22 protein-coding genes are annotated in these 21,123 nt (G+C 64.1%); 6 read left to right on the top strand and 16 right to left on the bottom strand.

Annotated features, from left to right (window positions below):
• Positions 1 to 13 precede the first annotated feature (13 nt).
• Together ABIB91_RS34935 and ABIB91_RS34940 are read left to right on the top strand one after the other, a co-directional pair.
• Entirely contained in the window at positions 14 to 1,408 is a 1,395-nt protein-coding gene (locus tag ABIB91_RS34935; protein ID WP_354171269.1) for a hypothetical protein, read from the top strand.
• Positions 1,409 to 1,420: 12 nt separating this feature from the next.
• A complete protein-coding gene (locus ABIB91_RS34940; RefSeq protein WP_354171267.1) occupies positions 1,421 to 1,774 on the top strand; it encodes an ADP-ribosylation/crystallin J1 in 354 nt (117 codons plus the stop codon).
• A gap of 19 nt (positions 1,775 to 1,793) precedes the next feature.
• Here ABIB91_RS34940 and ABIB91_RS34945 read toward each other — a convergent pair whose 3' ends face one another.
• Positions 1,794 to 2,153: a hypothetical protein gene (locus ABIB91_RS34945; RefSeq protein ID WP_007602029.1), complete on the bottom strand. Its 360-nt coding sequence runs from the start codon at positions 2,151 to 2,153 to the stop codon at positions 1,794 to 1,796.
• 123 nt (positions 2,154 to 2,276) lie between these two features.
• Between ABIB91_RS34945 and ABIB91_RS34950 the strand changes: the two genes are divergently transcribed.
• Positions 2,277 to 2,594: an antibiotic biosynthesis monooxygenase family protein gene (locus ABIB91_RS34950; RefSeq protein ID WP_219682822.1), complete on the top strand. Its 318-nt coding sequence runs from the start codon at positions 2,277 to 2,279 to the stop codon at positions 2,592 to 2,594.
• Between the two features lie 30 nt (positions 2,595 to 2,624).
• On the opposite strand, the gene ABIB91_RS34955 is transcribed toward ABIB91_RS34950, so the two are convergent.
• Positions 2,625 to 3,068 (bottom strand): RbsD/FucU family protein, encoded by a 444-nt coding sequence (locus ABIB91_RS34955; protein ID WP_354171264.1) that lies wholly within the window; start codon positions 3,066 to 3,068, stop codon positions 2,625 to 2,627.
• Positions 3,069 to 3,232: 164 nt separating this feature from the next.
• Here ABIB91_RS34955 and ABIB91_RS34960 point away from each other — a divergent pair, with 164 nt between their 5' ends.
• Complete coding sequence (locus ABIB91_RS34960) at positions 3,233 to 5,035, top strand: caspase family protein (RefSeq protein WP_007602026.1); 1,803 nt, start codon at positions 3,233 to 3,235, stop codon at positions 5,033 to 5,035.
• Positions 5,036 to 5,108: 73 nt separating this feature from the next.
• On the opposite strand, the gene ABIB91_RS34965 is transcribed toward ABIB91_RS34960, so the two are convergent.
• From ABIB91_RS34965 to thiD, 4 genes are all read right to left on the bottom strand, one after another.
• A complete protein-coding gene (locus ABIB91_RS34965) occupies positions 5,109 to 6,092 on the bottom strand; it encodes a threonine/serine dehydratase family protein (protein ID WP_354171262.1) in 984 nt (327 codons plus the stop codon).
• A 63-nt stretch (positions 6,093 to 6,155) separates the two neighbouring features.
• Positions 6,156 to 7,199, bottom strand: coding sequence for a glycosyltransferase family 4 protein (locus ABIB91_RS34970; protein ID WP_354171337.1), 1,044 nt, complete (start codon positions 7,197 to 7,199; stop codon positions 6,156 to 6,158).
• 13 nt (positions 7,200 to 7,212) lie between these two features.
• Complete coding sequence (locus tag ABIB91_RS34975) at positions 7,213 to 8,025, bottom strand: UDP-2,3-diacylglucosamine diphosphatase (RefSeq protein ID WP_007602023.1); 813 nt, start codon at positions 8,023 to 8,025, stop codon at positions 7,213 to 7,215.
• Positions 8,026 to 8,209: 184 nt separating this feature from the next.
• Positions 8,210 to 9,010 carry a bifunctional hydroxymethylpyrimidine kinase/phosphomethylpyrimidine kinase gene (gene thiD, locus ABIB91_RS34980; protein WP_007602022.1) on the bottom strand — a complete coding sequence of 267 codons (801 nt, stop codon included), beginning with the start codon at positions 9,008 to 9,010 and terminating at the stop codon, positions 8,210 to 8,212.
• A gap of 129 nt (positions 9,011 to 9,139) precedes the next feature.
• Between thiD and ABIB91_RS34985 the strand changes: the two genes are divergently transcribed.
• A complete protein-coding gene (locus ABIB91_RS34985) occupies positions 9,140 to 9,385 on the top strand; it encodes an Lrp/AsnC ligand binding domain-containing protein (protein WP_007602021.1) in 246 nt (81 codons plus the stop codon).
• Positions 9,386 to 9,409: 24 nt separating this feature from the next.
• Here the strand turns inward: ABIB91_RS34985 and ABIB91_RS34990 are convergent, their stop codons facing one another.
• Complete coding sequence (locus ABIB91_RS34990; RefSeq protein ID WP_354171259.1) at positions 9,410 to 10,339, bottom strand: c-type cytochrome; 930 nt, start codon at positions 10,337 to 10,339, stop codon at positions 9,410 to 9,412.
• Positions 10,340 to 10,494: 155 nt separating this feature from the next.
• Here ABIB91_RS34990 and ABIB91_RS34995 point away from each other — a divergent pair, with 155 nt between their 5' ends.
• A complete protein-coding gene (locus ABIB91_RS34995; RefSeq protein WP_007602019.1) occupies positions 10,495 to 10,911 on the top strand; it encodes a CHRD domain-containing protein in 417 nt (138 codons plus the stop codon).
• 76 nt (positions 10,912 to 10,987) lie between these two features.
• Here the strand turns inward: ABIB91_RS34995 and ABIB91_RS35000 are convergent, their stop codons facing one another.
• From ABIB91_RS35000 to ABIB91_RS35040, 9 genes are all read right to left on the bottom strand, one after another.
• A complete protein-coding gene (locus tag ABIB91_RS35000; RefSeq protein WP_354171257.1) occupies positions 10,988 to 12,283 on the bottom strand; it encodes a cystathionine gamma-synthase family protein in 1,296 nt (431 codons plus the stop codon).
• A gap of 340 nt (positions 12,284 to 12,623) precedes the next feature.
• A complete protein-coding gene (locus ABIB91_RS35005; protein ID WP_354171255.1) occupies positions 12,624 to 13,070 on the bottom strand; it encodes a c-type cytochrome in 447 nt (148 codons plus the stop codon).
• A gap of 120 nt (positions 13,071 to 13,190) precedes the next feature.
• The gene (locus ABIB91_RS35010; RefSeq protein WP_354171253.1) at positions 13,191 to 15,500 is read right to left on the bottom strand and encodes a xanthine dehydrogenase family protein molybdopterin-binding subunit; all 2,310 of its coding nucleotides are present in this window, start codon (positions 15,498 to 15,500) and stop codon (positions 13,191 to 13,193) included.
• 278 nt (positions 15,501 to 15,778) lie between these two features.
• Positions 15,779 to 16,057 carry a DUF1127 domain-containing protein gene (locus tag ABIB91_RS35015; protein ID WP_354171251.1) on the bottom strand — a complete coding sequence of 93 codons (279 nt, stop codon included), beginning with the start codon at positions 16,055 to 16,057 and terminating at the stop codon, positions 15,779 to 15,781.
• Between the two features lie 298 nt (positions 16,058 to 16,355).
• Positions 16,356 to 16,760, bottom strand: a complete 405-nt coding sequence (locus tag ABIB91_RS35020) for an SRPBCC family protein (RefSeq protein WP_354171249.1) — start codon at positions 16,758 to 16,760, stop codon at positions 16,356 to 16,358.
• Positions 16,761 to 16,923: 163 nt separating this feature from the next.
• Positions 16,924 to 18,450 (bottom strand): murein biosynthesis integral membrane protein MurJ, encoded by a 1,527-nt coding sequence (gene murJ / locus ABIB91_RS35025; protein ID WP_354171247.1) that lies wholly within the window; start codon positions 18,448 to 18,450, stop codon positions 16,924 to 16,926.
• A gap of 208 nt (positions 18,451 to 18,658) precedes the next feature.
• The gene (locus tag ABIB91_RS35030) at positions 18,659 to 19,804 is read right to left on the bottom strand and encodes a DegT/DnrJ/EryC1/StrS family aminotransferase (protein ID WP_354253292.1); all 1,146 of its coding nucleotides are present in this window, start codon (positions 19,802 to 19,804) and stop codon (positions 18,659 to 18,661) included.
• 33 nt (positions 19,805 to 19,837) lie between these two features.
• The gene (locus ABIB91_RS35035) at positions 19,838 to 20,842 is read right to left on the bottom strand and encodes a Gfo/Idh/MocA family oxidoreductase (RefSeq protein WP_354127994.1); all 1,005 of its coding nucleotides are present in this window, start codon (positions 20,840 to 20,842) and stop codon (positions 19,838 to 19,840) included.
• A gap of 184 nt (positions 20,843 to 21,026) precedes the next feature.
• On the bottom strand, positions 21,027 to 21,123 hold a 97-nt coding region (locus tag ABIB91_RS35040; protein WP_354171335.1), incomplete at its 5' end, for a hypothetical protein.

Genomic DNA, 21,123 nt, shown 5'->3' on the forward strand with positions numbered 1-21,123 from the left:
CGACGAGATTGACATGGCCAACGAAGCATTCGCCCTCTCGCCTATGTCTGCCCGTGCGGCCGAGCCGAACGAGCAGGATTACGACGCGATCCGCGAAGCCTTCCTGGAGACCGCGCGCGGCCGCTGGTTCCTCGGCGAATACGCCAAGCGCAACCGCAATGCCGATACCCGCATGGTGCTCGACGCGGTCGCGAAAATCGAAGAAACCCTTGCGGCAGAGCGCCAAGCCGTCGTCGAGGACCGCCTGCCCGAGGCGCTGGTCGCGATCCGGCACGCGATCCGCGAAGCCGAGACGATCGCGATCGCGGCGTTCGATCCCGGCGCGATCGAGGCGAGCCTCGCACCGATCCCGCGCGGCCTGCGCATCATCAAGGAGATCTCCTGGCGCTGGCGCGAGATCGGCGCCGACGGGCGAATCTGCGACCTGATTGATTCGCAGCTCGCCTCCATCGAGGCGGCCTGCGCGCAGGTTTCGACCCTCGATCCCCGCGCCGACCTCAAGGCCGCATTCGACCTGCTCAAGGACCGGATCGACCAGACCGACGCTGACGCAACGCCGCAGGCCGCGCGCCCCTCGCCGGCTCCGGTGCAGGAGGCACCGTCGCCCGTTGCGGAAGCTCCGCTGGCGGAGGCCGCGCCTGCGGCGATGGCCAGCGAAGCAGCCGTGGCTTTTACGGAGGCGCCGCAGGACATCGCAGAGGTGATCGAGCCCGAAGCCGCCGTGGAAGCGGCCGGCGTCGCCGAGGCCTTCTCCGTTGCCGAGCAGGCGATGGACGCCGCGCTCAAGCCGGAGACCGTCGGCGAGAACCTGATCGCACCTGAAGCCGCCGCTTTTGAAGAGCCGGCCACTGAGGCCTTCGCGGAGGTGACGCACGAATTTTCGCTCGATGCCGCAGCGGAAGCCGAGGACGAAGCCATACTCGACGCGATCGCGCTGGAGATGGCCGCACCCGATCCGGAATTCGACGAGATCATCGAACCGGTCGAGATGGAAGCGACCGTTCCGGAACCGGTGGTTGCGGAGGCCGCAGCGCCCATCGCAGCCGAGATACCGGAGCCGATCGAACCGGAGCCGGCCGCAGCCGAGCCAGTCTCCGCCGCAGCGGTGGTGGAGGAGCCTGTGGAGGAAGCGCCGATCGCGATGGAATCGCTGGCGCGCCTCACCAACGCCATTGCGGAAGCCGCCGCCGAAGTGATGGAGCAGCCGGCGCCGGTCATGGCGGCCACCGCGACATTCGGCGCGGCGCAGGCCACGACGCTGCCGATGACGTCGCCGGTTCCGGAAGCCTCACTTGGCGCCACCATCCTCGCCAGCGGCATCCTGCAAAAGCCCCGCGCCGCCGCAAACGACCCCATGGCGCCAATCCGCCGCATGACCCAGGCCGAGAAGATCGCGTTCTTCTCGTAAGGGGGCGCAGCTATGTCCTCCGTGGAAGACACCCTCACCCTCTGGCGTCCCGTCGGACCGAAAGACCTGGAGCTGATCCAGCAATCCGGCATGCGCGCGTTTCCGCCGCGCCTGCCGGACCAGCCGATCTACTATCCGGTGCTGACGGAAGACTACGCCATCAAGATCGCGCGCAATTGGAATGTCCCGGCGAGCGGCTCGGGCTTTGTGACACGTTTCGAGGTCGAGCGCAGCTTCATCGCGAAGTACGACGTGCAGGAGGCGGGCGGCCGCTCACATCTGGAGTACTGGATTCCGGCCGAGGACCTCGATGCCTTCAATACCGCAATCGTCGGCCTGATCGAGGTCGTCCGCAGCTTCCCCTAGCCGCTGCGCGCTCAGCCCCTCATCCGCAATTCCACACCGCGCCAATCGGCGTCCGCGTCCAGCACGGGCCAAAACTGCCGCCATTGTAGCGGCCGCCGCCGAAGCCGGGCCGGCCGAAATAGCGCCACTCACCATCCCAGCCGTAATATTGCGGAACTGGATCGATGTACCAATGGCGTCGGTCGCTGGGCGACATCCGCCGCATCGCTTCCTTCTGCTTATAGAGCGGAATGCTGTTGCTCAGCGGCTGGCGATAGCCCGGCAGGAAGCCGTAGCCATGCCAGGCTTGCTTGGGACGCTTTTGGATTGAAGCAGCCGGCGCGACAGCCGGCAGCAGCGATAGGACGATAGCGACAGATAGACACATAAAGCGCGACATGGACCGACCATAGACAGTCGGATGCCGGCAGGCCATTCAAAATTCGGGTGGGCGATGTAACAAAGCCCATCGCGAAACCGAAGAGATCGGGAACGGAAATCCATCACCGAGGGTCAAGGAAACATGATTGGCGAAGTGATTGTCATTGGCGATCTGCAATTGCGTGACGGCGCCTCTGTCGACGAACACGACCGGCTCGGCGCGCGCATGTACGACATCGTCAGCCGTCTTCCCGGCTTTGTGTCGGTCAAGTCGTTCAAGGCCGAGGACGGCGAGGAGCTCACCGTGTTCCGTTTTGCCTCGGAGGAAGCGCTCGAAGCCTGGCGCACTCACCCCGAACATGTCGAGACGATGAAGCGGGGACATGCCGAGTTCTACGCCAGCGGCTTCCTGCAGATCTGCAAGGTGATCCGCGAGGTCGGACCATTCGAGCACGCGTGACGCCGTTCCGCATCATTCGATCGCGCGCTGCTAGCTGATCACACCCTTCCTGATCAGGAAGCATCCGTAACTGCTGCTGTCGCCGACCTGTACGACGCCAAAGCTCGCCGCCGCCGCGCGATAAAAATCCGGCCGCGAGAGTTTTCCGGGCGTGACGGGCCGGCCGGCGGCACGCTCGATCTCCGCGAGCACCGTGCGCTGCACGTCGGGGACGCGGCTGGGATCGTCGACCGGCATCATCACGCGGACCGGATCGGGATCGAAATCGTCGAGCGGATAGACCGACATGATGGCGCGAATCGCGGTCTGCATGCTGATGCCCGGCAACTGGATCAGGCGCTGCGAATGCGTGCTCTGCGCGATGCGCGCAGAGGGGTGATTGGCATCGACGAAAGCGAGATCGTCGCCATGGCCCATGGACGCCAGCAGCCAGAGCAGATCTGGCGTGAGGATCGGATCGATCGATTTCAGCATGTGACGGACTGTCCTCCCATCGTGCACCCACCTTGGCGGGTTCCAAGCGTGATTCAGATCACGCAGCCTACCATGGTGATGGCGATCACGGACCTCAAAGTCGAACGCGGCCAAGCTTGCCGGCAACCAATCTCGTATCGAGATCAGTGCCAAAGGAGCACGCCATGTTCCGCCTAAAATCTTTCCTGATGACTGCAGGCCTTTTGGGAAGTCTGTTCGGCTTCGCCTCCGGCCCTGTTTCCGCGCAAGTCGCCCCGGTCGAGCCGGCCCCCACCGCGCTGCAAGGCCCGGAACAGCGCGTCGCGTTGGTGATCGGCAATTCGAACTACCAGAACGCGCCGCAGCTCGCCAACCCCGACAATGACGCGGACTCGATGGCGAAGTTCCTGAATTCGGCCGGGTTCGAAGTGGTCGCCGCGACCGACCTGACCCAGAACGACATGCTTCGCGTGGTGCAGGATTTCTCCGCCAAAGTGTCGGCGCGCGGTCCGAACACGGTGGCGATGGTCTACTACGCCGGTCACGGCGTGCAGCTCGCCGGCGAGAACTACCTCGTTCCCGTCGACGCCAAGGTCTCGAGCCAGACCGAGCTCGTCAACAACTCCGTCCGTCTGGTCGACGTGATGTCGACGCTGGAGACGATCCCGAGCCGCATGCGCATCGTCATCCTCGATGCCTGCCGCAACAACCCGTTTCCGAACGTGAACGATGCCGGCCGCGGCTTGGCGATCGTCGATGCGCCGAACGGTTCGATCGTCGGTTACTCGACCGCGCCGGGCGCGGAAGCGCAGGACGGCACCGGCGGTCACAGCCCCTACACGCAGGCCTTCCTGAACGTCGCGCGCGAGCCCAACGTGCCGATCGAGCAACTGTTCAAGCGCGTGCGCCTCGAAGTGAACCAGACCACCAGCGGCGCGCAGATCCCGTGGGAGAGCTCGTCGCTGACGTCGGACTTCACCTTCTTCGGCGACACAGCTGTCGCCGCCAACCGCGCGCCCGTGAATGCGCCTGTCGTGCAGATGGCCTCCAACCTGCCGAGCCGCTCGACCCGCCAGGCCTATGACTACGTGGTGTCCGAAGCACGGCCGGAGTACTATCAGGAGTTCATCACGATGTATCCGCACGACCCGCTGTGCGACCACGTCCGCTGGCTGCTCAACAACCTGCTGCTCACGCAGGCCTGGCACAAGGCGGTGCTCGCGAACTCGCCGCTCGGATACAAGAATTTCTACGACAGCTACGGCAACACGCCCTATGCGCAGGTCGCGCTCAAGCTCCAGATGCAGCCGAAGCAGATCCCCTTGATGCAGGCGACCAAGTTCCTGGCGCCGCAGAATATCGCCCCGACCTTCAAGATTGGCAATCTCGGCCAGCCCAAATACATGCCGCTGCAGCAGGGTAATGGCGGTGCGCAAGTGAACGGCAATTTGCCGATCGTGCAGAAGTCGGGCGACAACAACGGCATCGGCAAGCTCGGCAATGGCGGCCAGATCGTCAACCTGCCGGCGGGCAACAACCAGCCCAACCAGCAGAACGGCACGCCGTCGCAGACCCCGGGCAAGATCGTCACCCTGCCCGCGCCGACCAACACCACCAACAACAATGGCGGCATCGGCAAGATCGTGACGCTGCCTGCGACCAACAAGACGCCGAACGGTACTGGCAACGGCACAATCAGTGGCAATCCAGGCAAGATCGTGAGCATGCCGGTGAATGTCGGCAAGGGCGGCACGACCATCGACACGAAGCCCGTCAACGTTCAGACGCAGAACAACCCGATCCGCATCAACAACGGCGCCAAGATTAGCGACAACCCCGTGAACAAGGTGCAGGTGCAGAACAACAACCACCCGCAGTTCAACGAGACCAATCGCATGGTCAACAATGGCGGCAACAACTTTCGGCAGTCGATGAACCAGAGCCAGGGTGGCAACGGCGGCAACAACCACCGCGGCTTCATGCACTGATCGCGGTCGGCCACACACGACAAAGGGCAGAGCGGTGACGCTCTGCCCTTCTTCATGTCAGAAAATTAGATTATCAGGCCACCAGCTCGGCAAACAAATCCGCATCCACATTGCCGCCGGAGAGCACGATGACGACGTTCTTGCCGGCAACATCAAGTCGTCCCGCAAGCAACGCGGCCAGGCCGACCGCTCCGCCCGGTTCGACCACGAGCTTCAGCTCGCGATAGGCAAACGCGACGGCCGCGCCGACTTCCTTGTCCGACGCTGTCACGCCGCGTGCGAGCAGTTTGCTGTTGATCGCGAACGTCATCTCGCCGGGGATCAGGGCCATCAGCGCGTCGCAGATGGTGCGGCCTGCCGGCCCGTGCGGCTCGCGATGACCCGCAGTCAGCGACAGGCCGTGATCGTCGAACGCCTCGGGTTCGGCCACAACGATTTGGGCCAGCGGAAAGCGTGCCTTCACGGCCGTCGCGACGCCCGCGATCAGGCCGCCGCCGGAGGCCGGCGCTACCACGATGTCAGGGGCAAGACCGAGTGCCGCCATGTCTTCCGCGATTTCGCGGCCGGCGGTGCCCTGGCCGGCGATCACGAAGGGATCATCATAGGGCCTGACCAGTGTCGCGCCGCGCTTCTCGGCGATGCCGCGCGAGATCGCCTCGCGGTCGTCGCGGTCGCGCTCGTACAGCACGACCTCTGCACCGTAGGATTTGGTGCGCTCGCGCTTCGACAACGGCGCATCCGCGGGCATCACGATGGTCGCCTGCATGTCGAGGATCTTTGCCGCCGCCGCCACGCCTTGGGCATGGTTTCCGGAGGAGAACGCGACCACGCCGCCGGCTCGCTTGTCCTGCGGGATCGAGGCGACCTTGTTGAAGGCACCGCGGAACTTGAACGAGCCGGTGCGCTGGAGCATCTCCGGCTTGAGATAGACCTTTGCGCCGACGCGTTCGTTGAGCACGGGAAAGGACAACAGCGGGGTGCGGACGGCGAAGGGTGCGATCACGCGGGCTGCGGCATCGATATCGGCAGGGCCGATCGGGAGGAGCTGTTCTGTCATGCCTGATGTTATCGCGGCGGATGAGGCGCGAGCAAGACATCTCCGCGCGAGGATTTCGTCCCCTCAGGCGACGAATCGCGCCGGTTCTGCCCCGTTCCGGCCGGGCATCACGGCACCGACCGCCAAAATGCTGTCGATAAAAGCCCGGGCCGAGGCCTCCCAGGTGTAGTTGGCGGCGAATTCGACGCAGTCCTGCCGGGAGATGTCGAGTGCGGCGAAGCAGGCGCTGCGCAGATCGTGATCGAGTGCGCCGACCGGCGCATCGCCGATCACGTCGCGGGGCCCCTTCACCGGAAACGCCGCGACCGGCAGGCCGCTCGCCAGCGCCTCGAGCAGAACGAGGCCGAACGTGTCGGTCTTGCTCGGAAACACGAAGACATCGGCGGCAGCGTAAATGTCCGCCAGTTCCTCGCCATGCTTTTCGCCGAGGAAGATCGCATCCGGATAGGCCTCCTCCAGCGCGACACGCGCCGGACCATCGCCGACGATCACCTTGGTGCCGGGCAGGTCGAGGTCGAGGAACGCCTCGAGATTCTTCTCCACCGCGACCCGGCCGACCGAGAGGAACACCGGTGCCGGCAAGCAGAGATCGATCGCGCGGGGATGGAACAAATGGGTATCGACGCCGCGCGGCCACAGCACGACATTGTCGAAGCCGCGCTCGGTCAGCTCGCTGGCGAGCGCCGGCGTTGCCGCCATCACGGCGCGGCTGGGGCTGTGGAATCGGCGCAGTGCCCGCCAGATCAGCGAGCCCGGCACCGGCACGCGGGCGCGGACATATTCGGGAAAGCGGGTGTGGAAGCTGGTCGTGAAGGGCAGCTTGCGCTGGCGGCAATAGCGCCGGACCATCAGGCCGATCGGCCCCTCGGTCGCGATGTGGATGCTGTCGGGGTGCGCCTCTTCGATCAGCTTCGCGATTCTGCCCGGGCGCGGCATGGCCAGCCGCACGTCGCGGTAGCTCGGCATCGCAAAGGTGCGGAACGATTGCGGCGTCAGGAACGAGAATTCGACGTCGAGACTTTTGGCGGCGTCGGCAAGCTTGGTCAGCGTCCGAACCACACCGTTGACTTGCGGGTGCCAGGCGTCGGTCGCGACCAGGATGCGCATCAGGCTGCCCTTGTCATGCAGCTCTGGCTGCAACCTGCGGGACCTGTGCCGGCTTCTCGGCCTGGTCCGCCCAGGTGATGATCTCGAAATGGCCGTCGTCGTGCTCGACCAGCGCCGTGCAGCTCTCGACCCAGTCACCGCAGTTCATGTAGCGGATACCGCCCTCGTCGCGGATCACCGCGTAATGGATGTGGCCGCAGATCACGCCGTCGGCATCGTGGCGCCGCGCCTCGGCGGCGAGCGCCTGCTCGAACGCGCCGATATAGTTGACGGCGTTCTTGACTTTCTGCTTCGCCCATTGCGACAGCGACCAATAGGGCACCTTGAACATGCGCCGGAAGAAGTTGACAAAGCGATTGAGCTGGATCGCGAAGTCGTAGGCCTTGTCGCCGAGATGGGCGAGCCAGCGTGCGTTCTGCACCACGAGGTCGAAGATGTCGCCGTGGATGACGAGATAGCGCTTGCCGTCCGCACCGGTGTGGACGGTGTTCTCGACCACGTCGATGCCGCCGAAATGTGTGCCGTAATAGTTGCGCAGGAACTCGTCGTGATTGCCGGGGATGTAGATCACCTTGGCGCCCTTGCGCGCCTTGCGCAAAAGCTTCTGGACCAGGTCGTTATGCGATTGCGGCCAATGCCAGCTCGATTTCAGCGCCCAGCCGTCGACGATGTCGCCGACGAGATAGATCGTGTCGGCATCATGGAAACGCAGGAAGTCGAGCAGAAGGTCGGCTTGAGAACCGCGGGCTCCGAGATGAACGTCGGAGATGAACAACGTGCGAAAGCGCCGCTCCGGGCTCTCGTCACTCACATCGTAACTTCCCATGCGCCAGCCTGTAACAATGTCCCGTGACAGGGGGATGACCAATTGAACCTTTGAGGCACCTTCGGAACCGAATCGCGCTTGCCTCGCCCACCCCGCGAATATCAGTCGCATGCGACAATCAGGCGACATGGCGCCTCAGCGCCCTCCGCAAGAACCCGGAACTGCGGCGCGCTCGCGAGCGGCGTCAGTAAAATTTGTGGAAATGATGGATCGGGCCGTGGCCGTGGCCGACGCTGAAGCGGTCGGCGGCCGCGATCGCCGCGCTGATCCAGGTCTTGGCGTTGCGCACGGCGTGCTCGAGATCCTCGCCCCTGGCGAGCCCGGCGGCGACCGCCGAGGACAGCGAGCAGCCGGTGCCATGGGTGTTGCGAGTGGCAACGCGCGGCGCGGCGAGCGCGATCGTGGTGCTGGCATCGACGAGATAGTCGATGCTCTCGGCGCCCTCGCCGTGCCCGCCCTTGATCAGGACTGCCCGGCAACCGAGCGCCAGCAGTCGGCGCCCCTGGCTCTCGATCTCAGCCTCGCTGGCCGCGACCGGTTCGTCGAGCAGAGCCGCGGCCTCGGGCAGATTGGGTGTGATCACCGAGGCCAGCGGCATCAGTTTGATGCGCAGCGCGTCGACGGCTTCGGACGCGAGCAGGCGATCACCCGATGTCGCCACCATCACGGGATCGAGCACGACATGCCGGGGTGCCCAGCGCGACAGCGCGGCCGCGATCGCATCGATGCTGGCGGCTTGCGCCACCATCCCGATCTTGACCGCGCCGACCTCGAGATCGGAAAACACCGCGTCGATCTGCGCGGTGACGAATTCGGCGGGCACCGCGTGAATGCCGGTGACGCCGCGGGTGTTCTGCGCGGTCAGCGCCGTGATGGCGGAAGCGCCAAAGACGCCAAGCGCAGCAAAGGTCTTCAGGTCGGCCTGGATGCCGGCGCCGCCGCTCGAATCGGAGCCGGCAATGGTCAGCGCGACGGGCGTCGTCATGGGGCGATTTTCCGCGTTTTCGAAGCCATGGCCCGTCCTAGCGCGCCTGCCTCAACCCAGCAAGTTCGCTTGCTAAATCCGGCCGGGTTTGGCCTATTAGCCGCCAGATATGCTTTCGGAGTGACCGCGATGGTTCCCTTTTTCGTCCAGATCAAATGCAAGCTCGGCCAATCCTATGTGGTCGCCAATGCGCTTGCCGAAGCCGAGATCGCCTCCGAGATCTATTCCACGGCCGGTCAATACGACCTGCTGGTGAAGTTCTACGTCGACAACGACACCGATATCGGCCACTTCGTCAACGAGAAGGTGCAGGTGCTGCCCGGCATCCAGGACACCCTCACCATCATCACCTTCAAGGCGTTTGGCGCGAGTTGACCGTCCGGAAAAGGGCGGGCCTGATCAGGCGCCGCCCTCCTTGCGCTTGGGACGCGGCGGACCGTCCACCGGCGGCAGCGATTTGAGATAATCCGCCATCGCCGCGAGATCGTCCTCCGGCAATTGCGAGGTGTTCTTGATCACCCGCGTCATCGCGCCGCCGACGCTGTCGCCGTCGGGCAATTCGCCGGTCTTCAGGAAATAGGCAATATCCTTCGCGCTCCACTCGCCGAGGCCCTTCTGGGTGATGTTGGGCACCCATCCCTCGCCTTCCGGATTGGGACCGCCAGCGAAGCGTTGTCCGGCGATGATGCCGCCAAGCGCATTGCGCGGGCTGTGGCATTCCGCGCAATGGCCAAAACTGTTGACGAGATAAGCGCCGCGATTCCACTGCGGCGACTTCGCGCTGTTGGCGACGAAGGGCTTGCCGTCCAGAAATAAGAATTTCCAGATGCCGACGTTGCGCCGGATGTTGAACGGAAAGCGCACGTCGTGGTCGCGCACCTTGCCTGCAACGGCCGGCAGCGTTTTCAGATAGGCAAAGAGATCGAGCACGTCCTCGCGCCTGGCGTGCTGATAGGACGTGTAGGGAAAGGCCGGAAAATAATGCCGCCCGTCCGGCGCGACCCCGTGCATCACCGCGTTGACGAATTCGGCCTCGCTCCATTTGCCGATGCCGTCCGTCGGATCGGACGAGATATTCGGCGCGTAGAACGTTCCGAACGGCGACTTGATCGCGACGCCGCCGCCGAGCCTGAGACGATCGGGCTGGTCGGGGACGGCATGGCATGAGGCGCAGCCGCCGGCGTTGAACATCACCTGGCCATTGGCAAGATCAGGCACGCGGGCAGGCGCGGTGCCGGCGGCCGCCACCACCGGCGCGCTGAGCCACCAATAGACGCCCGCTGCGGCGAGTGCGGCGAGCAGCGCCACGGAGATTGTTCGTCGCAACATGCGGTCCTTTCGTCGTCGCGGCGAAGCTTATGACCGATGCCCTCGCGGCTCCAGCCACGAAGAATTTAGCCCACCGCGGCCTGAAACGGGAATAAACTGAAATGCTGGCTGTTGGAAGTTTGGCAGCCCAAACGGGTTCAGCAGGGAGAAAAACCATGAACAAGATCGTCATCGCCATGTCAGTGCTTGGCGCCGTTGCTTTTGCGGGTTCGGCCAGCGCGGAAAAGCTGAAAGCAACGCTCGACGCCAAGTCCGAGGTCCCCGCAACGACCAGCAGCGGCACCGGAACGGCTGATCTGGATTACGACGCCGCCAGCAAGAAGCTGTCCTGGAAAGTCACCTATTCCGGCCTGTCCGGCCCCGCTACCGCCGCGCATTTCCACGGACCCGCCGAGCCCGGCAAGAACGCCGGCGTCGCGATCCCGATTCCCGGCGCTGCCACCAGCCCGGCCGAGGGCTCGGCGACACTGACCGACGCGCAGGCCGCCGATCTGCTCGGCGGCAAGCTCTACGTCAACATCCACACCGCGGCCAATCCAGGCGGCGAGATCCGCGGTCAGGTGACGAAGTAAACTTCGCACAGACCAGCAAAAGGGCGGCTGCCATAGCAGCCGCCCTTTTCGATTCCCCGTAACCCTGGCGCAGACATCACACCTCAGGTTCGGCTGCGTTCAGCGCCTGCGCGAGGTCGGCGATCAAATCCGACGGGTGTTCGATGCCGATCGACAGCCGGATCGTGGAATCGAGCACACCGATTTTCCGGCGGATGTCGGCGGGAACGCCGGAGTGGGTCATGGTGGCGGGCAGGCTCGCAAGCGACTCCGTTCCACCGAGGCTCACCGCCAGCTTGAGGATCTGCAGCGCATTGAGGAATTTCATGGCGGCGGCCTTGCCGCCGACGATGTCGAACGAGAACGTGGACCCCGCCCCTGTGCATTGCCGCGCAAACACAAGTCCATCCGGCGACGCCGCCTCGTGATGACCGAGATAGTGCACCTTGGCCACTTTTGGATGATCGCGCAGATAGTCCGCCACGAGGCGCGCATTCGCGTCGGCCTTTTCCATGCGCAGGCTCAGCGTCTCGAGCGAGCGGTTGATCATCCAGCAGGAATGCGGATCGAGCTGGGTGCCGATGGCGCCCCGGAGCGCCTTGATGCCCTTCACGACCGCCTTCGCGCCGAGCGCGGCGCCCGCGATCAGATCTGAATGTCCGCCGACATATTTCGTGAGCGAGTACAGCGAAATATCCGCGCCGTGCTCGATCGGCCGCTGAAACACCGGTCCGAGCAGCGTATTGTCGCAGGCGATGATCGGAACGTGTCCTTGGGTCTTTCCGATGGTCTCGGCGACACGCCGCATCATCGCGATGTCGACCAGCCCGTTGGTGGGGTTGGCCGGAGTTTCGATCAGAATCATCGAAACCCGGCCCTTGCGCATGGCCTCCTCCGCGGCCTGGCCGACCACGGCTTCGTCAACGCCATCGGCGAAGCCGACGGCGCCGATCGACAGACGCGCAAGCGTATTCGTCAGCAGGGTTTCCGTCCCGCCATAGAGCGGCTGGGAGTGCAGAATGACATCGCCGGGGCGAACGAACGCCAGAATCGTGGTCGCGATCGCCGCCATACCCGACGAGAACAGCGCGCAGCTCTCGGTGCGCTCGTAGATCGCGAGCCTGTCCTCGACGATTTCGCTGTTGGGGTGATTGAAACGCGAATAGACCAGGCCCGCGCCCATCCCTTCCGGCGGCTCGCGCCGGCCGGAGACGAAATCGAAGAAGTCCTGCCCGTCCTCGGCCGTCTTGAACACGAAGGTCGAGGTCAGGAACACCGGCGGCTTGACCGCGCCTTCCGACAATTGCGGATCATAGCCATAGGTGAGCATCAGCGTTTCCGGATGCAGCATATGGTTGCCGATGTGCGTCTTCGACGGGAACGGTTTTACCATGGCTTGTCTCGCTGTTGCTGATTTGAGGTGCTCGCCGCGGGTTGGAACTCCTGATGTCCTGAATGAGTCAGGAGCGGGATGCGTCGGCGTCAAAAGCTCACGCCAATGCCGCGGCGGCTGGAGCAAAGATAGCTGCTCCGGCGGCGATCCGTCAGGCCTTGCGAACAGAATTTCCAGCGGCGGCACGCGGACATGAAAAAAGCGGCTGCTGTCGCAACCGCTTTTTCCCGATTCCCAGTAGCCCGGATGGAGCGAAGCGCAATCCGGGGCAGTCTGTCGGCGCGGATGGATTTCCCGGATTGCGCTGCGCTCCATCCGGGCTACGAATCTTTTTCTTGCCTCAGCCGTTCTTCACGCGAAACGTCTCGTGGCAGCCGCCGCATTCCTTGCCGACCGCGGGGAAATTCGCCTTGAGCGAGTCCAAATCCTTGATCTTGCCCTTGGCCTCGCCAACGACCTTGACGAAGCTCGCGACCTTGGCATCGAATCCGGCCTTGTCCTCCCAGACCTTCGGCGAGGCGCTGTAGTCGCCCTCGGGCTTCATGCCCTTTGTGCTCGCGGGAAACAGGTTCGGCAGCTTCTTGGCGGTGTCCTCGAACTGTGCCAGCGCGCTGTCCACCGTGGCCTGGTCGTAGGGCTTCTCGCCCTTGACCATCGCCGCCACTGCGCCGGCGTTCTTGCCGTTGCCCTTCATCAGGGTCTGGACCTCCTTGACGGAGTCCTGTTGTGCCCAAACCGCGCCCATGCCGAGCAGGAGCGCGCCCCCAACAACCAACACTCGCTTCATTCGCAAAGTCCCTTTCCTTGATGCAGGATTGCCTTGATGCAGGATCGCCGTGCTGCACGATCGTGCCGACCCCTCAATGGGGCCAACACCGCTCGGCAGATTTCATTCCCTGAAAAATTGTCACAGGCTGTGGCGGCGATGGTGCTCGTTGACGGCGATCCACACCCGCTCCGGGGTCGCCGGCATATCGATGTGGTCGATCTTGTATTCGCGCCAGAGCCCGTCGACGATGGCATTGACGACGGCCGGGCAGGACCCGATCGCGCCCGCCTCGCCCGCACCCTTCACCCCCAGCGGATTGGTCTTGCAGGGAACGTTGGCCGTCTCGAACACGAAGGCTGGCCCGTCCGCCGCGCGCGGCAGCGCGTAGTCCATGAAGGTCGCGGTGACCAGCTGGCCGTCGCCCGCGCCATAGACCACCTGCTCCATCAACGCCTGGCCGATGCCCTGCATGGCGCCGCCATGGACCTGCCCGGCCAGCAGCAGCGGATTGAGCGTCATGCCGAAATCGTCGACGATCACGTAGTTGACGATTTTGATAATGCCGGTGGCCGGATCAATCTCGACCTCCGCGACATGGGTGCCGTTGGGATAGGTGCCGTCGGCGCTGGCAAAGGTCGCGCTCGCATTGAGCTTCGACGGATCGACGCCGGGACGCTTGGCGAGGTCGGCGAACGAGATCGAACGGTCGGTGCCGGCGATGCGCACCAGCCCATCGGTAATCTCGAGGTCGCCGGCACTAGCTTCCAGCGCCTGCGCTGCGATCTCCTTGAGCCGCGCGCCGAGCTCGCGGGTCGCACGCTCGACGCTGACACCGCCTGACGGGATCGAAGCCGAGCCGCCGGTCCCCAGCCCGGTCGCGATCATGTCGGTGTCGCCCTGGTGGACGTGCACGCGCTCGGGCGCCACGCCGAACTGCTCGGCGACGATCTGCGCATAGGCGGTCTGATGGCCCTGCCCGCTCGACTGCGTGCCGATCAGGACGGTGATATCGCCATTGGGGTCCATCCGCACATTGGCGGTCTCCTCGCCCATGGTGCCGCAGACCTCGACATAGCTCGCAAGTCCGATGCCGCGGATCAGGCCATTCTTCTTGGCCGCCTTGGCGCGCTTGCCAAACTCCTTCCACTCGGCGATCTCCATCGCGCGCTTCAGATGCGCGGCGAAGTCGCCGGAATCGTAGACCTTGCCGGTCGCGGTCTTGTAGGGCAGCGCCTTCGGCTGGATGAAATTCTTGCGGCGGATGGCATCCGGCGTCATGTCGAGTTTTCGCGCGCAGGCGTCCACCAGACGTTCGATGACGTAAGCAGCCTCAGGCCGCCCGGCGCCGCGATAGGCATCGACCGGCACGCTGTTGGTGAAGATGGTGCGCACCCGGCAGTGGAACGCCTGGATGTCATAGAGGCCCGGCAGCATGCCGGCGCCGCCATGCGGGATATAGGGCCCGAAGGTCGACAGATACGCGCCCATGTCACCCATCAGGTCGCAATCCATCGCGAGGAACTTGCCGTCCTCGGCCAGCGCCATCTTCGCGGTGGTGACGTTGTCGCGGCCCTGCGCATCGCCCATGAAATGCTCGGTGCGGTCGGCCGCCCATTTCACCGCCTTCTTCAGCTTTCGCGCGGCGACTGCCAACAGGGCATATTCCCGATAGGGAAACAGCTTCGTGCCGAAGCCGCCGCCGACGTCGGGGCAGATCACCCGCATCTTGTCGGTCGGGATGTTGAGCACGTTCTGGCAGAGGATATCGCGCAGGCGATGGCTACCCTGACTGCCGACCGTCAGCGTCAGATGGTCGCGCTTGGCGTCGTATTCGCACACTGCCGCGCGCGTTTCCATGAAGTTCGCCACCACGCGCGGATTGACGATCGAGATCTCGGCCACCGTATGCGCTTTGGCAAACGCCGCTTCGGTCGCTTTCTTGTCACCGATCGAGACGTCGAACAGCACGTTGCCGGGCTTGTCCGGCCAGACCAAGGCTGCGCCCTTCTTCACGGCGTTGACGACCCCGGTCACCGCCGGCAGCGGGCTCCATTTGACGTCGATCGCCTCGATCGCGTCGCGGGCCTGGTCGATGGTCTCGGCCACGACGAAGGCAATGGAATCGCCGACATGGCGAACCTCGTCCTTGGCGAGGATCGGGTAAGGCGGGCCCTTGAACGGGTCGGTCTCGAGATTGAACAGGCACGGCAGGTCACCGAGATCGGCGACGTCGGCCGCGGTCAGGATCAGCGCAACGCCGGGCAAGCCGCGGGCGCGGCTCGCATCGATGGTGTATTTGGCATGCGCATGCGGCGAGCGCAGCATCAGGCAGCGCAAAGCGGCCTGCGGCGCATAATCGTCGGTATAGCGGCCCTTGCCGCGGATCAGCGCGTCATCCTCCTTGCGCAACACACTTTGGCCAACGCCGAACTTGATGGGAGCCGCCATTTTCTCGTCCCGTTTCTCATGGTTGTTTTGCCGACATATTGCCGTGGAAAAACTGGCAAGGCAAACGGGTTTAGCCATGCGAAAACCATCCACCGCCCTTACATGTCAGAGCAGGATGGAACGGAAGAGCCGCAACTCGGTCATTTCGCTGTGAGGATCGGTCCGCTTGATGGCATGATAGTTGCCGAACCCACCCCGCAGTGCACGCCTGAGAACAAGCAGCCGTGCTAACGACTGCTTGCTCACAAAGCGCATGTCCGCTTTGGATGACTGATCATTTACATCCCCCCGCGGCTCCATAGATCCGTGGCGCGATCCCTCAGCCTATCGATAGCCCGTTCAGGCGAGATGTAGTCGAGCTCGCCACGCGTCAAGCCGATATCCATCAGCTCTCTGTCACTCAAGTCCTGCAAGGCGATTTGTGGGCCGCGTCGCCAGCGCCAGTCCTGGAGCGCACGCCAGTATCGCGCGAGCAACCCTGGGATGCTCCGCGTCGATGCAAGTTCGAGGGGCAGCCCCTCGGCCTCGGATGTGATGTTCGTCTGTTGGGGTGGCATCGGACGCTCCTGCTGTTGTGCCGGCAGGGAAGCGTGACCAAACAAAAGGCCCCGTCCGATGCCGGCGGGGCCTGGTGAAAAGATGTCGTCGTCGAATTCCTAGCGCACGACTCCTTCCACGGCCCAGCCGAAGCGGGTCATGTGGTTGCGGTTGAGTTTGCGCACTGATTTGATCATGCGCTGCGATTACCACAGCAATCGCGCAAAATCAAGAGATGTGTAGAGGTCGGTTGCAGCCTGGAAGCGAACCCCTTACTCAAGCGCTTTCTTGCCCCTACACACGCCCTCAGTACTTCGTCTACTTCGCTTCCACGTATCGTGCGAAGTTGTCGAGGATTGCCTGCCAACCACCTTGCTGCTGCTCGACCGAGTGCGTCGATTCGCCATCGAAGACCACGCGGACGAGAACGCCCTTCGGGCCGGGCACAAACTCGACTTCGGCTTTTCGCTCGCCGAACGCGTATTCGATCCGCTTGTGCTCGATGATTTTAGTGTAGGTACCGGCGAAGTCAAAGCCCATGCTGCCATCCTTGGCCTCCATGCGAGATGAGAAGACACCCCCTTCTCGCAGATCGACGATCGCCTTGGTCGTATGCCAGTCGTCGGACGCGGCGTTCCACTTCATGATGTCGGCCGGCGTCGTATAAGCGCGCCAGACCTGATCGATGGGGGCTGCTACGTTGGTTTCGACGGTGATCCTCATAAACAGTGCTCCTGGTTCGATTTTTGCCGGCTCAAGGTGACGGCATCACGTCAATTGTGCAGGGTCCATCCGCCGCACTTCCGAGATGTGTCCATCCAAGGACGATCGAGACTAGCCCGTGCCGACAAGGTCGAGCCGTCAATGCGTTGAAAATATGAAAAAGCTAACCGCGCACCAGCGAGACCAACCAGCGGTGGCCGAACAGCGCAAGGATGGCGAGCGCATAGACGATCGTGCCCCCGACGGCCAGCAGAAGCAGCGTCAATTCGTCTCGGAAGTGCATCGAGCCCAACGATGGACCGCCGAAGCGCGCGATGAGCCAGAAGGCGGCGGCCAGGATGATCCCGGTCAGCAGGAATTTGGCGAGCGACAATAGCCACGCGCGGTCCGGCACGAGAAAGCCTCGCCGCACCGCGAAGAACAGCACCAGCAGCAGGTTGGTCCAGACGCCGACGGCGGTTGCTAGCGCAAGGCCGATCTGGGCCAGCGATCCCATTAAGGCAATTTTCAAGGCGACGTTGACCGCGATGCCGGTCAGCGACGCCCGCACCGGCGTCGCCGTGTCCTTGCGCGCATAGAAGGTTGCGACCGCGCTGCGGATCAGCACGAAGGGGATCAGACCGATGGCATAGGCCGCGAGCGTGGCGCCGGCGGCGGCGGCATCGGCTTTCGAGAACGCACCGCGGGCGAACAGCGCGCGCATGATCGCGTCGGGCACGGTGAGGAAGGCGGCGACAAACGGCACCGAGAACAGCAGCGTGAAATCGAACGCACGGCGCTGCGCCTTCATCGCACCGTCATGGTCGTTGGCTGTGATCCGCCGCGACATCTCCGGCAGCAGCACCGTGCCGATGGCAATGCCGATCACGCCGATCGGGAGCTGGTTGAGACGGTCGGCATAGTACAGCGCCGACAGCGCGCCCGCCGGCAGGAAAGTCGCGATGATGGTATCGGCAAACAGCGCGAGTTGCGTGCCCATAGAGCCCAGCGTCGCCGGACCAAGCGCCTTGAAGAAGCCGCGGACGTCTTCGTCGAGCTTGAGCGGCGCAAAGCGCGGCAAGCCGCCATGGCGGGCGAGATCGCCGGCGAGCAAGAAATACTGCAAAAAGCCAGAGATGAGGACACCCCAGGCGGCGGCGTGGCCCGCGCTGGGAAACCAGGCGGCGAGCGCCAGCGTCATCATCATCGAGATGTTGAGGAAGATCGAGGCGGCCGCAGCGCTGGCGAAGCGCTGCATCACGTTGAGCATGCCGCCGTAGAGCGTCACCAGCGTGATCAGCAGCAGATAGGGAAAGGTGATCCGGGTCAGCTCGATCGCGAGCTTGCGCTGCTCGGCGTCCTCGGAAAAGCCGGGCGCCAGAAGGCTCATGGCCTGCGGCATGAACAGCCAGGCGACGATCAGCAGCACCACCTGCGAGGCCAGCAGCAGCGTGAAGATGCGGTCGGCGAACAATCTTGCCGCCCCCTCCCCGCGCTCGCCATGGACGTGCGCATAGGCCGGCACCCAGGCGGCGTTGAAGGCGCCCTCGGCAAAGATCGCACGGAAATGGTTGGGCAGCCGCAGCGCCACGAAAAAGGCGTCGGCCACGGGCCCGGCGCCGAGAATCGCCGCGAGCATGATATCGCGGGCAAATCCCGTCAGCCGCGAGAGCAGGGTGTAACCACCAACCGTGAAGATACGTCCGAGCATGCGTCTGTTTTAGAGCATGGCGAGATTAGGTCTAGGTGCAAGCCGCGGGGCAGGTGCGCTCCCTCCCCCGCCTGCCGGGGAGGGCTGGGGAGAGGGTGTTTCCACAAGCGATCTCCCAGAGGAGAGAGCCCTCACCCGGATCGCTGCGCGATCCGACCTCTCCTGCAACCGGGAGACGTTAAGCCAGCCAGCAGCAGCGAAATCAGATTTAAAGCGCCCCGCGCACGGCCGCGATGATTCGCTCCTGATCGGCTTCGGTCAGATAGGCATGCATCGGCAGGCTGATGACGTCCTGCGACAGGCTCTCGCAGCCCGGCAGACCGCCCTCTGCGACCGGGTACTGCTTGTAGGCCGTCTGCTGATGCATCGACTTGCCGTAATAGATCGCCGTCGGCACGCCCTGGGCCTTCAGCGCGGCGGCAAAGCCGTCGCGGTCGGTGCCCTCAGGAAGGCGGATCGTGTACTGCGCCCAGACCGACGTATTGCCGGGAGCCACGCGCGGCACGGTGACCACATTGCTGAGACCGCGCGCATAGCGCTCGGCGACCTTGTTGCGGGCGGCGATCTCGTCATCGAAGATCTTCAGCTTCTCGATCAGGATCGCGGCCTGCATGGTGTCGAGCCGGCCGGTCAGGCCGAGGCGGACGTTGTCGTATTTGTCGACGCCCTGCCCGTGCACGCGGATGCTGCGCAGCGTCGCCGCGAGCTCGTCGTCATCGGTGAAGATCGCGCCGCCGTCGCCGAAGCAGCCGAGCGGTTTTGCGGGGAAGAAGCTGGTCGCGGTGGCAAGCGCCAGGGTCCCGAGCTTGCGGCCCTTGTAGCTCGCGCCAAAGCCTTGCGCCGCGTCATCGAGCACGAACAGGCCTTCGGCCTTGGCGATCTCGGCGATGGCGTCATGATCAGCCGGCTGGCCGAACAAATCGACCGGAATGACCGCGACCGGCTTGAAGCCGGCCTTGCGGGCGGTTGCGATGCCGCGCTTGAGCGATTCCGGGCTCACGTTGAAGGTGGCTTCGTCGACGTCGACATAAACCGGCGTCGCGCCGGTCCGCGCCACCGGCGAAGCCGTCGCGATGAAGGTGAAGGACGGACACAACACGGCGTCGCCCGGCCCGACATTCTTCGCCATCATCACCATCAGGATCGCATCGGTGCCGCTGGCGCAGCCGATGACGTGCTTGGCGCCGCAATAGGCCGCAAGCTGCTTCTCGAGCTCGGCGACCTCAGGGCCGTTGACGAACTGACAATGATCGAGAACGCGCTTCACGGCGGCATCGAGCGAATCGCCAAGTCGGCGGCGCTGCGAGGCGACATCGATGAAGGGAATGGGTTCGGAACGCAGATGCTGGTTCATGGCGCCTTCTTGGCTGGTCGACATGGAAAGAGTTCAGCCGGCAACGCGGCGCGGACCCTTGCGGGCAGACGACGAGGCGGCCGGCCGCGACGGCGTTTCCAGGCACTGCGTCGCGATCTCGAGGCTGGCGACGCCTTCGTCGCCGGTAACCGCCGGCGTCTCGCCGTTGCGTACGGCCTTGAGGAACGCGATCAGCTCGGCGCGGAGCGGCTCGTCATGGCCGACCGGCAGATGCCGCATCGAATAGCTGCCGTCAGGCTTGAAGCCGAAACATTCGGTGACCTGGCGCGTCAGGAGATCGCCCATCACGTATTTGCCGCGAGTCGCGACCGTGACACTGCGTGCCTTGAACGGCGTCAGCCAGTTGGTATTGATGTGCGCGAGCACGCCGTTGGCAGTGCGGAACTGCAAGAGCGCGATGTCCTCGCGCTCGGCGACCGCACTCGACAATTGCGGCTGCACCTCGACGATGTCGGATTCCGTGAACCAGCGGATCAGATCGATGTCGTGCACGGCAAGATCGATGACGACACCGACATTGGACATGCGCGGCGGGAACGGCCCGACGCGCGTGATCGCGATCGACAGAATATCCTCGCCCGCGATCGCCTGCTTGACGGCGGCGACCGCCGGATTGAAGCGCTCGACATGGCCGACCATCAGCGTCACGCCGGCCTTTTGCGCAGCAGTGACGATGTCGCGGCCTTCCGCGACCGTGGACGCAATCGGCTTCTCGACCAGCACGTGGATGTTCTTGGCGATGCAGGCGAGCGAGACCTCGTGATGCAGATGGGTCGGCGCCGCGATGGTCACGGCATCGACGCCTTCGGCCAGCAGCTGGTCGAGCGTCTCGAAGCTCGCGCAATTGGCAAGCTCCATCGCCCGCGTGCGATGTGCCGGCGAAGGATCGACGACGCCGACGAGGTTGACGCCGGGAAGACCCGCGAGCACGCGCGCGTGGTTGCTGCCCATCACGCCGGCGCCAATGACGCCGACGCGCAAGCCGGCCTTTGCCGGTGCAGATCCTGTGGAACTCATTTGAGCAAACCCCGATTCAACGCAAATCCCCGAGGCGCTTCTAGCACGGACGCCACATTTGTGGCGAATGCGGAGCTAGCGGTCCGGACACGATTTGATTCAAAAAGTTACACGTTTCCCAGGCCTTAAGCCTCTGAAAGAGACCATCCTTTTGGCCCGGGTCGCGTGATTCGGAGTGTGCTGGTTACGACCTTTGATAGTCGTCTTCAATCCGGATGATGTCGTCTTCCCCGAGATAGCTTCCCGTCTGGACCTCGATCAGCTCCAGCATGATTTTACCG

Source organism: Bradyrhizobium sp. JR4.3 (genome assembly GCF_040547695.1).
GTDB lineage: Bacteria > Pseudomonadota > Alphaproteobacteria > Rhizobiales > Xanthobacteraceae > Bradyrhizobium > Bradyrhizobium canariense.

Coding starts and splice junctions, on each gene's coding strand:
- ABIB91_RS34935 (WP_354171269.1), top strand. CDS start 14: ATGGCCAACGAAGCATTCGCCCTCTCGCCTATGTCTGCCCGTGCGGCC.
- ABIB91_RS34940 (WP_354171267.1), top strand. CDS start 1,421: ATGTCCTCCGTGGAAGACACCCTCACCCTCTGGCGTCCCGTCGGACCG.
- ABIB91_RS34945 (WP_007602029.1), bottom strand. CDS start 2,153: ATGTCGCGCTTTATGTGTCTATCTGTCGCTATCGTCCTATCGCTGCTG.
- ABIB91_RS34950 (WP_219682822.1), top strand. CDS start 2,277: ATGATTGGCGAAGTGATTGTCATTGGCGATCTGCAATTGCGTGACGGC.
- ABIB91_RS34955 (WP_354171264.1), bottom strand. CDS start 3,068: ATGCTGAAATCGATCGATCCGATCCTCACGCCAGATCTGCTCTGGCTG.
- ABIB91_RS34960 (WP_007602026.1), top strand. CDS start 3,233: ATGTTCCGCCTAAAATCTTTCCTGATGACTGCAGGCCTTTTGGGAAGT.
- ABIB91_RS34965 (WP_354171262.1), bottom strand. CDS start 6,092: ATGACAGAACAGCTCCTCCCGATCGGCCCTGCCGATATCGATGCCGCA.
- ABIB91_RS34970 (WP_354171337.1), bottom strand. CDS start 7,199: ATGCGCATCCTGGTCGCGACCGACGCCTGGCACCCGCAAGTCAACGGT.
- ABIB91_RS34975 (WP_007602023.1), bottom strand. CDS start 8,025: ATGGGAAGTTACGATGTGAGTGACGAGAGCCCGGAGCGGCGCTTTCGC.
- thiD (WP_007602022.1), bottom strand. CDS start 9,010: ATGACGACGCCCGTCGCGCTGACCATTGCCGGCTCCGATTCGAGCGGC.
- ABIB91_RS34985 (WP_007602021.1), top strand. CDS start 9,140: ATGGTTCCCTTTTTCGTCCAGATCAAATGCAAGCTCGGCCAATCCTAT.
- ABIB91_RS34990 (WP_354171259.1), bottom strand. CDS start 10,339: ATGTTGCGACGAACAATCTCCGTGGCGCTGCTCGCCGCACTCGCCGCA.
- ABIB91_RS34995 (WP_007602019.1), top strand. CDS start 10,495: ATGAACAAGATCGTCATCGCCATGTCAGTGCTTGGCGCCGTTGCTTTT.
- ABIB91_RS35000 (WP_354171257.1), bottom strand. CDS start 12,283: ATGGTAAAACCGTTCCCGTCGAAGACGCACATCGGCAACCATATGCTG.
- ABIB91_RS35005 (WP_354171255.1), bottom strand. CDS start 13,070: ATGAAGCGAGTGTTGGTTGTTGGGGGCGCGCTCCTGCTCGGCATGGGC.
- ABIB91_RS35010 (WP_354171253.1), bottom strand. CDS start 15,500: ATGGCGGCTCCCATCAAGTTCGGCGTTGGCCAAAGTGTGTTGCGCAAG.
- ABIB91_RS35015 (WP_354171251.1), bottom strand. CDS start 16,057: ATGCCACCCCAACAGACGAACATCACATCCGAGGCCGAGGGGCTGCCC.
- ABIB91_RS35020 (WP_354171249.1), bottom strand. CDS start 16,760: ATGAGGATCACCGTCGAAACCAACGTAGCAGCCCCCATCGATCAGGTC.
- murJ (WP_354171247.1), bottom strand. CDS start 18,450: ATGCTCGGACGTATCTTCACGGTTGGTGGTTACACCCTGCTCTCGCGG.
- ABIB91_RS35030 (WP_354253292.1), bottom strand. CDS start 19,804: ATGAACCAGCATCTGCGTTCCGAACCCATTCCCTTCATCGATGTCGCC.
- ABIB91_RS35035 (WP_354127994.1), bottom strand. CDS start 20,842: ATGAGTTCCACAGGATCTGCACCGGCAAAGGCCGGCTTGCGCGTCGGC.